10 protein-coding genes are annotated in these 14,610 nt (G+C 69.7%); 7 read left to right on the top strand and 3 right to left on the bottom strand.

All coding sequences use genetic code 11. From position 1 onward, the window contains the following. The first annotated feature begins 1 nt into the window (after position 1). On the top strand, positions 2-970 hold the full coding sequence (locus ABD374_RS20195; protein ID WP_344496979.1) for a thiopeptide-type bacteriocin biosynthesis protein: 969 nt from the start codon (positions 2-4) through the stop codon (positions 968-970). Positions 971-1,008: 38 nt separating this feature from the next. Here the strand turns inward: ABD374_RS20195 and ABD374_RS20190 are convergent, their stop codons facing one another. Then, positions 1,009-1,359, bottom strand: coding sequence for a DUF6233 domain-containing protein (locus ABD374_RS20190; protein ID WP_344496978.1), 351 nt, complete (start codon positions 1,357-1,359; stop codon positions 1,009-1,011). A gap of 218 nt (positions 1,360-1,577) precedes the next feature. Between ABD374_RS20190 and ABD374_RS20185 the strand changes: the two genes are divergently transcribed. Continuing rightward, entirely contained in the window at positions 1,578-1,985 is a 408-nt protein-coding gene (locus tag ABD374_RS20185) for an actin-binding ADF family protein (RefSeq protein WP_344496977.1), read from the top strand. Between the two features lie 271 nt (positions 1,986-2,256). Here the strand turns inward: ABD374_RS20185 and ABD374_RS20180 are convergent, their stop codons facing one another. Further along, a complete protein-coding gene (locus ABD374_RS20180) occupies positions 2,257-2,769 on the bottom strand; it encodes a hypothetical protein (protein ID WP_344496976.1) in 513 nt (170 codons plus the stop codon). Positions 2,770-3,084: 315 nt separating this feature from the next. Between ABD374_RS20180 and ABD374_RS20175 the strand changes: the two genes are divergently transcribed. After that, entirely contained in the window at positions 3,085-4,119 is a 1,035-nt protein-coding gene (locus ABD374_RS20175) for a PLL family lectin (protein WP_344496975.1), read from the top strand. A gap of 644 nt (positions 4,120-4,763) precedes the next feature. Here ABD374_RS20175 and mobF read toward each other — a convergent pair. Further along, on the bottom strand, positions 4,764-9,227 hold the full coding sequence (gene mobF / locus ABD374_RS20170; protein ID WP_344496974.1) for a MobF family relaxase: 4,464 nt from the start codon (positions 9,225-9,227) through the stop codon (positions 4,764-4,766). Positions 9,228-9,468: 241 nt separating this feature from the next. Here mobF and ABD374_RS20165 point away from each other — a divergent pair, with 241 nt between their 5' ends. Genes ABD374_RS20165 through ABD374_RS20150 form a run of 4 tightly spaced genes read left to right on the top strand, consistent with a single transcriptional unit; the run spans position 9,469 to position 14,469 of the window. Next, positions 9,469-10,209 (top strand): TnsA-like heteromeric transposase endonuclease subunit, encoded by a 741-nt coding sequence (locus tag ABD374_RS20165; RefSeq protein WP_344496973.1) that lies wholly within the window; start codon positions 9,469-9,471, stop codon positions 10,207-10,209. Continuing rightward, positions 10,206-12,245 (top strand): Mu transposase C-terminal domain-containing protein, encoded by a 2,040-nt coding sequence (locus tag ABD374_RS20160; RefSeq protein ID WP_344496972.1) that lies wholly within the window; start codon positions 10,206-10,208, stop codon positions 12,243-12,245. Before ABD374_RS20165 ends, ABD374_RS20160 begins: the two co-directional genes overlap by 4 nt. Beyond that, a complete protein-coding gene (locus ABD374_RS20155) occupies positions 12,242-13,324 on the top strand; it encodes a TniB family NTP-binding protein (RefSeq protein ID WP_344496971.1) in 1,083 nt (360 codons plus the stop codon). Before ABD374_RS20160 ends, ABD374_RS20155 begins: the two co-directional genes overlap by 4 nt. Beyond that, a complete protein-coding gene (locus tag ABD374_RS20150; protein ID WP_344496970.1) occupies positions 13,324-14,469 on the top strand; it encodes a TniQ family protein in 1,146 nt (381 codons plus the stop codon). Before ABD374_RS20155 ends, ABD374_RS20150 begins: the two co-directional genes overlap by 1 nt. The last annotated feature ends 141 nt before the right edge of the window (positions 14,470-14,610 follow it).

Below are 14,610 nucleotides of genomic sequence, written 5' to 3'. Positions count from 1 at the left end.
CTTGACGGAGCCGAGCCCGATTCAGCGCGCGGTCTCCGCTGCCCTCACCGGCCTGCCGATCCTCGAGGTCGCAGCTCAGTACGGGATGGAACCGACGATCCTGTCCGACGCCGTGGCGGTCTACGACCAGGCCGGCCGGGAGGCCCTGGCCCGCCACGCCGCCGCCACCGACTGGTGGCAGGTGTACCTCCACTTCACCGACTGGACGGACGCCGACACCACCTTCACCACGCACGTGCTCCCCGTGCTTCGGGAGGCAGAGGCCGCGGGGCTCATGAGCGGCTGGTGGTACACCCGCAAGCACCCGTGCTGGCGCCTGCGCCTTCGTCTACAGCCCGAGGCCGGAACCAAACTGACCCTCGGCGACGGCTTCGACCGTCTTGTCTCCGACGGGCATCTGCAACGGTGGTGGCCCGGGATCTACGAGCCGGAAACCGCAGCATTCGGGGGCGCGGTCAGCATGACGGCTGCGCACGCGCTGTTCGTCACCGACAGCCGAGAGGCACCGCAACTGAGGCAGCGCGGGGGCCTGGCCGTGGGACCGCGGGAGCTGTCCGTTCTCCTCTGCACGATCATGATGCGCGCCGCGGGTCTGGAGTGGTATGAGCAGGGGGACGTGTGGCACCGCGTCATCACGGAAGAGCACCGATCGGCCGTCAGCGACGTCCCGGCAGACCGGCTCGACGCCCGCGCGCAGGAGATCCGGCCGCTGCTCTTCGCCGACAGTGATGTCCTGCTGCGCCCCGACGGGCTGTTGGAGCCCGTCGCCGAGTGGGCCGCCGCCTTCCGCAGCACGGGGCAGGAGCTCCGCCGTGCCGTACAGGACGGGACGCTCGACCGGGGGCTGAGGCAGGTGCTCAGCTACCACGTGATCTTTCACTGGAACCGGCTTGGGCTGTCCATGCGGGGACAGAGCCTCTTGGCCTGGGCAGCGAGGGCGGCGATCCTGCACCGGGAAAGCGGGACATAGGTCGGCCGCGAGCCGTGTAAACCGCCAGGGGCCACTAGCTAGTCGAGGATGCCGAGGGCCGTGTCTGGTCGGCAGTGGACGCAGGCCGGCACCTGCTGGCGCAGTGCCTCCAGCGCCTGCTGCCGGGTGGCCGGACGGCACCGGCCGCTCTTGGCCGCTGCCCAGCATTCACCGGTGTGCACGGAGTCGACGTTCGTGCGGTTGAGCCCGTGCTGGATCAGCCACTCAGGCGGAGGTGGCCGCATTTCCTCGCCCCGGCGTCGTTCTGCCTCGTGCCGCTCTTCCACCGCAATCCAGCCGTCGATCTGGGCGAGGGCCGCCGTCGCCTGCTCGACCACCACGCGCCGGGCGAAGCGGAGCAGCTGAAGCCGCGACGGTTCATCGTTCACGTGTTCGATTCTATGCACGTCTCGCCCAGGTGGCGGTGCCGGGCAGGGCCGCCCCGCCCGGCTGCGGTGGCCACTCCCAGGGCCGCGGTTAGTCCCTCCCGCCCAGGCCGGTCCGTACGGGCACCGATGTCCGGGGCCGATGTGAGCATGTTGAGCGTTGCATCCGCTCCGCTACTATGCTGATACGCAGGGTAGTTTTCGAGGGGTGGAGGAATGCCATGGCAACGGTCAACGATGCGTGTCGGAAGGCGTACGAGGAGCTGAAGGTCTCCCAGAAGCACAAGTACGTCATCTTCACCATGAGCGATGACTGGCAGGAGATCGTGGTGGAGAAAGTGTCCGGGGCTCCCGACTACGACACCTTCCTCGCGGATCTGCCGGAGACGGCGTGCCGGTGGGCTGTCTATGGCTTCGAGTACGAGAAGGAAGGGGCGGGCGCGCGGAGCAAGATCGTCTTCTACGCCTGGATGCCGGACGGGGCCCCGATCAAGCAGAAGATGGCCTTCGCCGACGCCAAGGACACGCTGCGGCGGACGCTCCCGGGCATCGGCATCGACATTCAGGGAACCGACTACAACGAAATCACCTTCGAGTCGGTCCTCGGCAAGGCGAACCGCGGGGCCTGACCTCTAAGCGGGCCCGACGGACCAGGGCCATCGGCTCGGCGAGATCATCACGACCACCGCCTTCCGATCGCGGACAGCTGCTCCATCCTGTGCAGATGGCCGAACAGGCCCTACGGAGCCCCGGGAGGTCTACCTCCCGGGGCTCCGGCCTTGGTGGACACTCCAGCGAGCGAAGCCGTCTGCCTAGGCAGCCCAGTCGAGCCCGAGGTCGGCGGGAGCCTGGAGAGCCACTCGAACCGTCCCGGGGCGGCTGAAGCGTACGGTGGCCCATTCAGCACATGGTGTGGGTGACGGTGGTGTCGGGGATTTCGGCGGCCTGGTAGTGGCTGTAGCTTCCGGTCAGTTGGGCCTTGGTGTCGAAGGTCTTGAAGGTGAACTGGCCGTGGGTCCTTCCGTCGCAGTTGAAGCGGAACGCGTTGGTGGTCAGGGTGGGCTCGTCGATCAGTCCGTTGTAGCCCAGGCCGAAATCACCGCTCTTCACCAGGTTTTCTTGCCCGTCGCGGATCTCGAACCGCCCGGTGACAGTGCAGTTCATCTGGCTCCAGCCGATGGTCTGCCCGCGCCAGCACTTCGCCTGGAAGGAACCGTGGGGCCCGCCGTAGGTGCTGAGGCAGCTCTGCCAGCGGGCTGAGGTCCACCGGTCGGAACTGTAGGTGTCCGTCTCCGGGGTGCAGGTCTCGTCGATGGCCTGACGGGCGGTGGGCGCTGCGGAACCGGTGTGGGAGGGGGCTGCCGCTGCCGTGGCGGCCACCGTCATGCAGACGGCGGCGACAACGCGGATCATCTTGATCGTCTTCACATGCCGGTGAACGACGAGCATCGTGAACGGTCACTCTGTACTCGCCGGCAGACACCGGCCCCTGGTTTCGCCCGTCGTGCGGGCACCTCGCAAGCCGCCTGGGCGCTGTCCCCGCAACAGTCGCGTCACCACAGCACTTCGCCCCCTCGGGGCGGGTCCCGCCCCGGGCGAAACCGGGCTGTTCACCCCATGGAGTGGTTTCCCGTTTGTCTCATCTTGGGGCCGCATCTTCCGCCATTCGAGTGGACACGCTGCGGAGTGACACGACTACATGACGTGTCTGTGATGTGAGGAGTGCGTATGCCCGTCTCCACCACCCCGGGCACCCAGTGGGGTACCTGGATCAACCTTCAGGGCGGCATCTTCGCCGAGCCCGCCCCGGTACTGACTGCCGACAACCGGGTCCAGGTCTTCGTCCAGGGAGGAAGCAACACCCTCTACAGCAGGACGGAGAACCGTGACCGCTCATGGGGCGGCTGGGTTCAGCACCAGGGGTCCGCCGTGGCGGGTGTGCCCAGCGCTGTCCGGGGCAAGGACGGCAAGATCCGGGTCTTCTACCGGACCCCGGACAACCACCTCGAGGTCATCACCCAGACCGCGATCAACTCCGCCTACGGCGCCCCGGCCCGCATCGTGACCAACATCGGCGGGGACCCGGCCGCCGCGCTGAACGCCGACGGCCGCATTCAGGTCTTCTTCCGCGGCACGGACGGCGCGCTGTGGCACGTGCGCAACCAGGGCGTGCAGTACGAGGCGTACACCGGGGCGGTCTCCCTGGGCGGGGGGATCTTCGCCACCCCCTCCCCGGTCCTGGACGGATCGGGCCGCTTGGTGGTTGCCGTCAAGGGCGGCGGCGACACCCTGTACACCATCCAGCAGGCGGCCGCGAACTCCTGGGACTCCTGGGAGTCCTGGCACCACGAGACCAGCGGTGTCACCACCCGGCCCACCGCGGTCGTGGACGCCGCCGCCCGCGCGCAGATCTTCTACCGTGGCTCGGACGGCGCCGCCTGGCGCGTGGGGCAGACACCCAACTACGACTCCTTCGAGACCTCCGTGTCCCTGGGCGGCGGCATCATCGACCGGCCCACCGCGGCCCTTGGCCAGGACGGCCGTCTCAACGTCCTGGCCAAGGGCACCGACAAGGCCCTGTGGGTCGCCGTGCAGAAGACGGAGAACGAAACCCCCTACAGCGCCTGGGAATCCCTGGGCGGTGAAATCGGAGACGCCCACGTCAGCCCGGTCATCGCCAACCACGAGGGCCTGCTCTTCGCCTTCACTCAGGGCTCCGGCACCACCAGGCACCTCTTCCTCCAGCGCCAGACCTGGGCCTGACACCCTGGTCCCGAACCGGTAGGCCGGCCGGGGCAACCGCAGATTTCACCGACCCGGGCGCAGAGGGGTGCCGACGTCCACACGTGCGGCTGTTTCGACGCACAGGAAAACCCCCGTCCGGGGTCCCGAGATGCGCTCCCAGGTAGCAATCACGTTCGCTGACGGGGACAACCCTGGCCCGGATGGCTCCGATCCGGGTATGACGACGAACGCGACACCGGACCTCCTGACGGAGGTCCGGTGTGCGCCACTCGATCGGCGCAGAAACGCGCAGCATGATCGCCGCGCGGCGGGGTGTTTCACGAGCGACCACGAGACGCCGCGACGGTCACCACCGAAACGTTCGCGCCCATCGGCAGGACCACCGCATCCCGAGCACAGACAGCTGATCCAGCGCGAACGCGGAACGGGGGCCTCAGCGGATGTTTGCAGCGGCCAGTCGAGCAGCCAGGACTCCTCCGGAGAAGATGCCTCCGCGTAGGTCATGCACCAGAGGTTCAACAGCGCCCAGGAGTACGGTCTGAAGTCTTGCTAGCGCCCACCGCACCCACACCAGGGCACCGTGCACGCACGCCTCGACTACCTCGGCAGTGATCTCGTGTGGCGATCTTCGCTCCGCCGACCTAGGCACTCTCAGGCACCTTCTACACGGGCGGTGCGTCCTGAGCGCTGTCCGGCGGCGGGCCGGGCTGTGTGTGGTCCATTGCGGTTCGGTTGGCGTACGAGGACTCGGGTTTCGGGGATGACGGCGCCACGGACTCGTCGGCGTCGAGGTGCTGACCCCGGCGCTGGGTTCGCAGACGCCCCTCCTTCTGGAGGCTGGACACTCGGTGGTCCGCGCCGCGAGCAGTGCTGCGAGCCTTGATGGCCTCGGCCCGAAGCTGCTTGGCTGACTCGTTGTCCTTGTCCATGGCTCGCCGAAGCAGCACGGCCTTCTCCTGCTGCGGCATGTCCGCTTCCGTAAGCACAGCTTCGTGTTCGCTGACGGGTCCGGCCTGCTCGGCAACTTCCTGAAGCCGCGCATTCATCTGCTCCAGCTCCTGTCCGGTCGCCTCACAGGTACGAAGTAGTGCCTCCCGGTCCGCCTCAACCGCAGCACGCTCGTCACCGCGGAGCGCTGGGCGTCGCCCGAAACGGCCCGTCGCGGCCAGTTGCTGTTCGAGACCTTCGATACGGGCCTGCGTGCCGTTCAGTCGGGCGGTGCGTTCAGCAATCGTGCTGTCCAGCGCTCGGACTTCGCGGATGGCTGCGGCCTGTTCGGCAACATCCTGATGGCGGCGGTGGAGCGCGAGCGAGTTCGGGCCTGATCCGGCAGCAGCCTCCCGTTCGGCATGGTCGGCAGCGGCCTCCGCCTTCTCAGCAGCCGTGCTGGTGGCGCGAGCCGCCGTCGCCGCCTTGCGCACAGCGTCGCGCAGGGCTGAATTACTGAGGTGGACGTACGGACGATCAGCCGTCGGCGCGGCTTCAGGAAGAGTAGTCAGCGCCTCGCGCCGCCCGGCCGTGGCCGGGGTAGATCGGACCTCGGGCTCCGCGCCCTCTCGGGGGGCGTCCGCGTCGTGTAGTTCTCCCGCACCGGGGCCGCGCGGGATCGGCAGATCCGCTACCGCCTGGCGAACATGGGCGGGCACCGCGTTCCTGGGGAGTTCGGAGAGAATCATGCGTTCCTCGGTGCCGTTCTCGATCTCGCGGATGAGACCGGCGACGGCGCGGTCAAGCTGTTCCTGCTCGGTGAGTGCGTCGCCGCTGCGGGCGCGGTCGGCGTCGGTTTCGTAGACGGAGAGCGGCAGGAAGAGGTGGGACTCCTTCTTGTCGCGACTCATCATCGTGTAGAGCGCGTTCGCCTGGGCTCCGGGACCGTAGACCAGGGCCTCTTGCACGCTGAGACCTTGCGACTTATGGCCGGTGATCGCGTATCCGAGGCTGAGTCCGCCCTGTGCGATGTAGTCGGCCTCGACCCATTCGGCAACGTCGCGGTGGCCGTCGGCGGTCTTCTCCCGCCACTCGATCAACACCCGGCGTTCCTCGTCCACGGCCCGCACGATTCCGCGGAGGCCGTTCAGCACGTCTTCGTTCTCGCCTCGGGTCCGCTTGCCCCGGTAGTCGTTGATCCGAAGGAGAACCTGGTCACCGACGGACAGCATCAGCTCACCGCCGCCGGGCAACGCGTAGGTGTACTCGGGACCGGTGAGGTCGCCGTTCTCCTTCCGCAGGGCACGAGCCCCGACGTTCAGTTCCTCCACTACCTCGTTGGTGGCGGCGAGCATGAGGAGCTGCTGCACGGCGGTGTGGTCGTCGGTGTGCGCGGCGCGCTTGTCGGCCCAGATGGTGAGCATCGCGGCGAGGGTGGCGTCCTTGTCCGCGAGGGCGTGCACGCGGCCGGTCCCGGCGAAGGTGCGGAGTGCTTCCACGCGGTTGTCGTCGCGCCACAGCTCCAGGGCCCGCCGCTCGATCGCGTCCTTCTGCCGGAAGTTCTCGTTGAGACTGAGTCCGCCCACGATGTGGTGCACGGCGGCGAAGGAACCGCCGATGCCGGGCGAGTGCAACTGCTTCGGGTCACCAATGCCGACGACCTTCGTGCCGGTCATCGCTGCGTGGGTGAGGAGTTCGGCGATGTCGCGGTCATCGCACATGGCGGCTTCATCCACGACTAGCACGTCAACGCCCGTGAGGCCGGGGCCGCCGTTGCGGATGCCGGTGAGCCAGGCTGCGAGGGTGCGCGACTCGATGCCTGCCTCGGCCTTCAGGTTCGCGGCGGCGACGGCGGCCGTGCTCGCGCCGGCGATGACGAGACCGTAGGCCTCCCATGCCTGCCGGGCGGTGTCCATGATCGTGGTCTTGCCCGCTCCGGCGATGCCCACGACTGCGTCGATTCCGTGCCCGGCCGTGAGCAGCCGTTCGAGGACGGCGCGCTGTTCGTCGGAGAACGCGAAGGTGCCACCGTGCTGAGCCTCGACGGTGGACAAGGTCATGTCGACCGTGTCGCGGCTGACGACGGCGGCCTGCGTGCCGAGCCGGTTCGTTGCCTCGGAGACGATCAGCGCTTCCGCCGCCACGACGTCCGCCGTGGTGTACCGGTCGGCGTGCGTGAAGTGTTGAGCGCCCTTCGGATTCAGCTGAACCGCGTATCCGGCGTGACGAAGGACGGAGGTGGTGAGTTGTTCGGCTTCCTCGGCGTTCGCGACTCCGTACGGGAGGGCGTCCAGCACGGCGGCGATGGCGGCGGCGTGGGTGAACTCCTTGGAGTGGCTGGTCAGGCCGGTCTTCGGGTCGAAGACCTGGGCGCCCAGCTCGTCCAGAGACGGGTTCCGGTCCGCTCGGGCCTGCTCCATCGCGCTGGCCGCGATGGCGTCGGGGTCGTCACCGGCAGCGCGGCCTTCGGCCTGCCAGTAGGCGCGCAACACGTCGTCCTCGACTCCGGCGGCTTCACCGTTCTTCGCGGCCTTGGACGCGGTGGAGGCCGCGGTGCGCTCCCGGGTCGTGGCGCTGTCGTAGTCGATGCCAAGTTTCGTCAGCAGGTCCCGGACCTGGCTGTCCCGCTTGCTGAACAGCCGGATCGTGGCCTCGGGAATCGCTGCGATCTCCCACGCACCGGTCCGCTCCTCACGACGGAAACTGATACCGAACGTGTCGGTCAGCTCCCGGCGGATGCGGGCGTTCATGAGGGACTGGGTCGCACGGGTGTGCCGGTGGAGGTCGCGGCCCCCGCTGGCCATCGTGGACCACTTGCCGTCGGTGCCCTTGACCATGTTGGCCAGGGTGAAGTGCAGGTGGAAGTGGGGGTCGCCGTACGGGGCGCCGTCAACAGGGCGGGCGGCGCGGTGGACCATCATCCAGCCGGAGAACCCGCTCGTCGTCACGGTCTCGGCTTCGTCGCCGTCGCCGTGGTGGCCGCGCATGGCGTACGCCGTCCACCGCTCCAGGGCACCGATGGACTCCCGGCCGGCGGCCGTGTAGATGCCCTCGACCTGGGCGGCGATCTCCTCGGGCGCGTAGGCGAGGAACGCGGACTTCGACTTCGCCAAGTCCAAGGTGACGTCGGCACCGAAGTTGCCGACCTGCACGCGGCCTTCGAGGAGAGCGGCCTTGATCTCCTCGGCGTCCCATACATCCTCGGGCGAGAGTCCCGCTGCCTTGGCCATCGCGACAGCTTCACGCACGTCCATCGGTAGGTCGCGAAGACGACGTGCACCTTCGCCCTCGGTCTGGACGTACCGGCGCTTCATGAACGCGGCGTCGAACAGGTCGGCGGGCTGCTGTCCGGTCTCGGTGGCGCGGACCTCGACCGCGCGCAGGAGCGCACGGGCGTCCAGACGGCCGCCCGCCTCTGCGGCCACGGCCTTCTCCACCAGGTCCTCTCCGTAGAGGCCGACGGCGTCGATACCGACGGCGTCGGCGAGCTTCAGCACCGTCGAGACGGGGACGCGGTGCGACTCCCCGAACCGCTTGAGCTGGCTCTCCATCCGGCGGAAGGCGTCCTGCTTGCGCTTGGAGTCCAGCAGCGAGGCGGGGTTCACGCTGCGTTCGGCGGCGGCGCGGCGGATGGCACGGGCCAGCGGGGCGGCGGGGAGCTTGGCGGCCGGCGCAATGGCGAGCTTGGGTTCTACGAGAGTCTGCCCGGTCCGGGGGTCCTCGCCGTGCATGAGGCGTCGGGCGGCCTGGAAGCGCTCGGGGGCGAGGACGCTGCCGGGGGCGATGTCGAACTCGGTGAGGCCGTTTCCGACCCAGACCAGGGGGCGTTCGCTGGCATCGAGGTGGTACTCCACCTGTCCGTCGGTCGGCCGTGGGGGAAGGGTCTGTTCGCCGTAGAGGTCGCGGGCGTCGAGTCCGGCTGCGGCAGCGACTTCGACGGCGTCGAAGCCGGTGAACCTCGCGGTGCCCTTACTGCGGATGAGTCCGCGGGCGCGGAAGAAGGCGCGCTTGGCCTCGCGGTTGGCGAGCAGGGAGGCGACGGAGGCACCAGCAGCTTCGGCCTTGGCCTCGATGGCGGCGACGAGGGGGGCGGCGTCGACCGCTACGGACTTCCCACAGCCGTGGCCGCCGGTAAGGCGGTACTCAACCTGCTCGTCGGAGGGGCCGATCATGGTCACCCACCCCATCGGCCCGCTCACCCCCCGCTCTCATCCGGTCCGCTTCGGTCATCTTGGCTGATTGTATCGTCACGAAGTGACGATACCTTGGTCCTCTAAATTCAAGATCATGATCAACGAGGGGGATCTCGGGCACTCGGATCTGTCCGGTACGGCTTGACCTTGCAGATGTCAGCTCTAAGCTGCATCTGATCTTGCAGTGGTCCATGTGACCTTGCATCAAGGGGTGGGGTTGCCGGAAGTGGTGCGTGCGTTGGAGGTCTTGCCGGGTGGATCTGCTGGTCCTCCGGAGACCGGGTTCGAGGTTGCGTACGTCGCGCCGGACGGGACGGAGTTGCGCCGGCCGCTGGCGGATGTCTGGGCTGTTCCGTTCGAGCACGCTCTTCCCGTACGCGCCTTCACCTCGTACCGCCGCCAGCGCAACCTGCCGGGCCGGTGGTGGTCGGCGACGACCGGCGGTCACGTGGGGTACGAGTCGTGGCTGGAGCGGGACCATGTGATGCTGCTGGACTTCGATCCGGCGGTGGTGGGGATCTCCTCCCAGCCGTTCTGGCTGTTCTGGGCGGGCTCGGGCGGGCGGCCGGTGTCGCACGCGCCTGACTACTTCGCGCGCCGCGACGACGGGTCGGCGGTGGTCGTGGACTGCCGCCCGGCCGAGCGGCGCCGACCTCGGGACGTGGCGAAGTTCGACGCGACCGAGGCGGCCTGCGCTGAGGTGGGGTGGGAGTTCCGGCTGGTGGGTGCCCCGGACCCGGTGATCGTCCGCAATGTCCGGTGGCTGGCGGGCTACCGGCACCCCCGTCACCGGGTGGAGCCGGCCGCGACGCGGTTGCGGGAAGTGTTCACCGAGCCGCTGGCGCTGATGGACGGCGCCGCGTCGGCGGGTGAGCCGTTGGCGGTGTTGCCGGTGCTGTTCCACCTGCTGTGGTCGCACGAGCTGACGGCGGAGATGTCGCAGCCGCTGAGTGCCGGATCGCTCGTCTCGTCGGGGGTGATCCGGTGACCGCGGGCGGGGGCTCGGTGCTGCGGCCGGGCGACTGGGTGAGCTTCGACGCGGACGACCATCAGGTGGTGGGCCTGGCAGGGACGGCGGTGCGACTGCGGTCGGCCGGAGGGGCGGAGTCGGTGGTGCTGGCCTCGTACTTGATGGCGGCGCCCGACTTCGCTGTTACCGGTGTCGAGCCGCTGCCTGAGATGGAGCCGGTCGGCCTTCTGGAGACGCTGCCGGAGCCAGCGCGGACGGCGGCGGTGAAGTGGCAGCGGCACGTGGTGGAGGTGGAGACCGGCCTGCCACCCGGCGCCGAACCAGGCACCACCCCGCGCAGTGAGTACGACCCCGTCGCGCGGAGCGTGGTGGAACGGGCCCAGGCGAAGGCCGACGAGCTGGGGGTGAGCCTGCGCACGGTGATGGACAAACGGTCGCGTTACGCCCGGCAGGGGTTGTGGGGGCTGGTCGATCAGCGGCTGGTGCGGGTGCGGGAGGCGACCGGGCGGGCGGATGCGCGGGTGGTGGCGGCGGTCCGCCAGGTGCTGGAGGACCAGACGCAGGTCTCGACCGGGACGCGGTCACGGGTGATCCGGCGGGCGGTGAAGCTGGTGGAGGCCACCCACGGGGAAGGGGTCGTGCCCCTGCCGAGCCGGAACACCTTCTACCGGCTGATCGACGCGCTCTCCTCAGGGCGGCACTCCTTCGGTTCGGCAGTCACCCGGCGGCAGACGGCGAACCGGCCGCAGGGGCCGTTCACGCCGACGTTCGCGGACCGGCCCGGGGAACAGGTGCAGATCGACTCCACCCCGCTGGACGTCATGGTGGTCCTGGACTCCGGGGTGACCGCGCGGGCGGACCTGACGATCGCGGTCGACGTCGCCACCCGCACGATCTGCGCCGCGGTGCTGCGGCCGGTGGGCACCAAGGCGGTCGACGCATCCCTGCTGCTGGCACGCATGCTGGTCCCCGAGCCGATGCGGCCGGGCTGGTCGGCGAGCCTGGCAATGGCGTCCTCACGGTTGCCGCACCGCCAGCTCCTCAACGTCGACGCGCGGATGGACCAAGCCGCGGCGAAGCCGGTGATCGTGCCGGACACGGTGGTCATCGACGGCGGAAAGGTGTTCATCTCCGACACCTTCGTGCGGGCCTGCGAACGCCTGGGCATCTCCGTCCAACGGGCTCGTCCGCGCACGCCGACGGACAAGGGAGTGGTGGAGGCGACGTTCTCCGCGATCAACACGCTGTTCTGCCAGCACCTGGCCGGCTACACGGGCCGGGACGTCACCCGCCGCGGCGATCGCATCGAGCAGGCCGCGGTCTGGACGATTCCCGAACTCCAGGAACTGCTGGAGAAATGGTTGCTGGCCGGATGGCAGGCCAGGCCGCACGATGCCCTACGCGACCCGTTCAGGCCGGGGAAGGCGGTGTCGCCGAACGACAAGTACGCCTCCCTGGTCGCGGCGGCCGGCTACCTGCCGCTGGTGCTGCGCGGGGAGGACTACCTGGAGCTGCTGCCGGTGGCCTGGCGGGCGATCAACGACTACGGCATCCGCATCGGCCACCGCACCTACGACGCGCCCGAGCTGGGGCCCTGGCGGCGCCAGCACTCCGGCCACGCGGCCAAACGCGGGCTCTGGGAGGTGCACTACGACCCCTACGACCTCTCCCGCGTCTTCGTCCGCACCTCCGGCGGCTGGATCACCGCACCGTGGGTGCACCTGCCCCTGGTGAACGGCCCCTTCGCGGACTTCACCTGGGACCACGCCCGGCGCCTCGCCGCCGCGGCCGGCCTGGATGATTCCAACGAGGCCGCCGTCGCCCGCGTCCTGGAGGCACTGCTGACCCGCGCCGAGCACGGACCGGACACCCGCTCCGCCCGCGTCCTGGCGCGCACCCGCGCCGCCGCGGCCCTCCCCGGCCCCACCGCGGCGTCCGACATCGCCCCCTCCTCCAACCCCGCGCCGGACTCCGCGGCGGCGGCTTCGCCGTCCGCGGAGGTGGTGCCCTTCGGGGTCTTCGACCCCCACGCCGAAGCCGAAAGGTGGCTATGAGCACGCCCGCGAGCAGGACGCCGCAGCCGGACACCGAGGACCTGGCCCCGCCGGACTCCCCGCTGACCACCAAGGAGGGCTGGCGCCGCTACGTCGAGCACGAGACCGCGGCGCCGACGCTGCTGAGCGCCGCCGAGCGAGCCGCCCTGACCGCACGGGTACGGGGGCGCCAGGATGATCGACGGCGGGAGTATCACGCGGACCTTCCGCTGGTGAACACCCCGACGATCCGCAAGGTCATATCCACCTCCCGCCTGCTGGTCCAGCTCAACCGCCACCAGGTCTCCGCCCGCCGCGGCGTGATCCTCTCCGGCGCCTCCGGCACCGGGAAGACGACCGCGCTCACGCAGTTGGGCCGCGCGCACGAGCTGGCCACACGCAGACGGCACCCGCGCGACCGCTCCCGGCTTCCGGTCCTCTACGTCACCGTCCCGCCGGCCGCCACACCGAAGATGCTCGCGACGGAGTTCGCCCGCTTCTTCGGGCTGACGTTCCCCGCCCGCGCCACCCACACCGACATCGTGGACGCGGTCTGCGCCACCGCCGCCCACGTCCACGTCGACCTGGTCCTGGTGGACGAGCTGCACAACCTCAACCTCGGCTCCCGGGCCGGGGCGGAAGCCTCCGACCAGTTGAAGTACTTCGCCGAGCGCCTGCCCGCGACCTTCGCCTACGCGGGCATCGACGTCGAGAGCCAGGGCCTGTTCGCCGGCACTCGGGGCCGGCAGATCGCCGGGCGCTTCGTCGTCATCCCCGCCGTCCCGTTCTCCTACGCCACCAACGCCGACAAGGACGCCTGGCGGGGTCTGGTCAGCACCCTGGAGACGATGCTCCGCCTCCACGAGCACACCCCGGGCACGCTCCCGGCGATGAGCGACTACCTCTTCCACCGCACCGGCGGCATGATCGGCAGCCTGTCCCACCTCATCCGCGGCGCCGCCGTGCTGGCGATCGAGGACGGCAGCGAGGCGGTCACCGAGGAACTGCTCGAACTCGTTCCCGTCGACTTCGCCGCCGAGCAGTCCGAACAGCTCACCGCCCCGGCCAAGGCGACCGGGCGGCGGAGGCGCGCGGCCTGATGCTCCTGCGCACGCTGCCCGACCCCGTTCCTCCCGCCCGGCACGAGATCCCCCCGTCCTACATCAGCCGACTGGCCATCCTGCACGGCCTGGACGTCGACGGTCTGTGGTCGCAGGTCACCCGCCCCGCCCATCCCGGGGCCGGCCGCCGCGTCGTCGTCCCCGAAAGGCTCGCCGCGCTGACCGGTCGCAGCGTCCACGCCCTGGCCGGGGCCATGCCGGAACTACGCGACCCGCCGCCGAACTGGGAGATGTTCCGCCACCAGCCGCAGACCGGCTGCCACCTCTGCGACACCCGCCACCCCGGCGGTCGGGTCGTCCGGCTCCTGCCCCACCACACCTACGTCTGCCTGCGGCACCACACCTGGATCGGCCCGCCCGACATCGACCACCCCGCCGTCGACCTCACCCGACTCCCGGACATCATCGACGCACAGCGGCGCCACCTGCTCCTGCTGCGGCGCTACGGCTGGGCCGCCATATACGACGCGGTGCTGACCGGCCTCATGCTCTGCGCACACATCTGGTCCCCCGACGGGCGCCCGGTTGCCTTCGGCACCTGGGACACCTGGGACGACCGCCTGGACATCCTGATCCCCTTCGACCGGGAGAAGCAGGACTACCTCGACTTCAGCACCTCGCGCCTGTTCGCCGCCGTCTATCCCGAGGCCGTCGCCCTCGCGCCGCTGATCGCCTCCCCCTACTGGCGTCGGCTGGCCGGCGGCACCGAAGCCGAGCAGAACCGGTTCTTCGCGGAGGTCGCCCGCCGCGTCACCTACCCCTACAAGCCGACCGACCGCACCGGTGATGCCGTCGCACACTGGGCCCTCGCCGACTCCTGGCGCCCGCCGAGCTGGCCCCTGATCACCTACACGCCCGGCCGCGTCCGCGGCACCCTCCCCGGCCTTGCGGCCAACCGCCTCGCCCGGCACGAGAGGAGCGCGAAGTGGTTCAGCCGCAGCCGCCGCAACCAAGGCCGTTACCTCCTCTTCCACGGACACCTCAAGCCCGTTCTCCTCCGCGAGCGCGAAGATCAGTACGTGAAGTGGGAGGGCACCGTCTGGCACAGCGAGCGCACCGACGACCTGATGAAGGAACAGGTCGCGAAGATGCGCCGAACAGCGGACGAGAACGGGACTGGGTAGGAACGGAACCACGCGGGGCTCGGGAACGGCCGAGGACCCCAGGGCTCGGGCCGGGGTCCTCGGGTTAATGTCAGGTCGGCGTGCCACCCGCACCTGCGCCGCACTCTCGGCTGCTCAGGTGGCCACAGTATTCTTCGTCGC

This window comes from Streptomyces enissocaesilis (genome assembly GCF_039533765.1).
GTDB classification, from domain to species: Bacteria; Actinomycetota; Actinomycetes; order Streptomycetales; family Streptomycetaceae; genus Streptomyces; species Streptomyces enissocaesilis.
Note: the sequence above shows the minus strand (reverse complement) of the source record. Positions and strands in the feature narration are given on the sequence as shown.

Bases quoted from the DNA above. Each gene is read 5' to 3' on its own strand.
- ABD374_RS20150 (WP_344496970.1), top strand. From the start codon at position 13,324: ATGCTCCTGCGCACGCTGCCCGACCCCGTTCCTCCCGCCCGGCACGAG.
- ABD374_RS20185 (WP_344496977.1), top strand. From the start codon at position 1,578: ATGGCAACGGTCAACGATGCGTGTCGGAAGGCGTACGAGGAGCTGAAG.
- ABD374_RS20175 (WP_344496975.1), top strand. From the start codon at position 3,085: ATGCCCGTCTCCACCACCCCGGGCACCCAGTGGGGTACCTGGATCAAC.
- ABD374_RS20155 (WP_344496971.1), top strand. From the start codon at position 12,242: ATGAGCACGCCCGCGAGCAGGACGCCGCAGCCGGACACCGAGGACCTG.
- ABD374_RS20180 (WP_344496976.1), bottom strand. From the start codon at position 2,769: ATGATCCGCGTTGTCGCCGCCGTCTGCATGACGGTGGCCGCCACGGCA.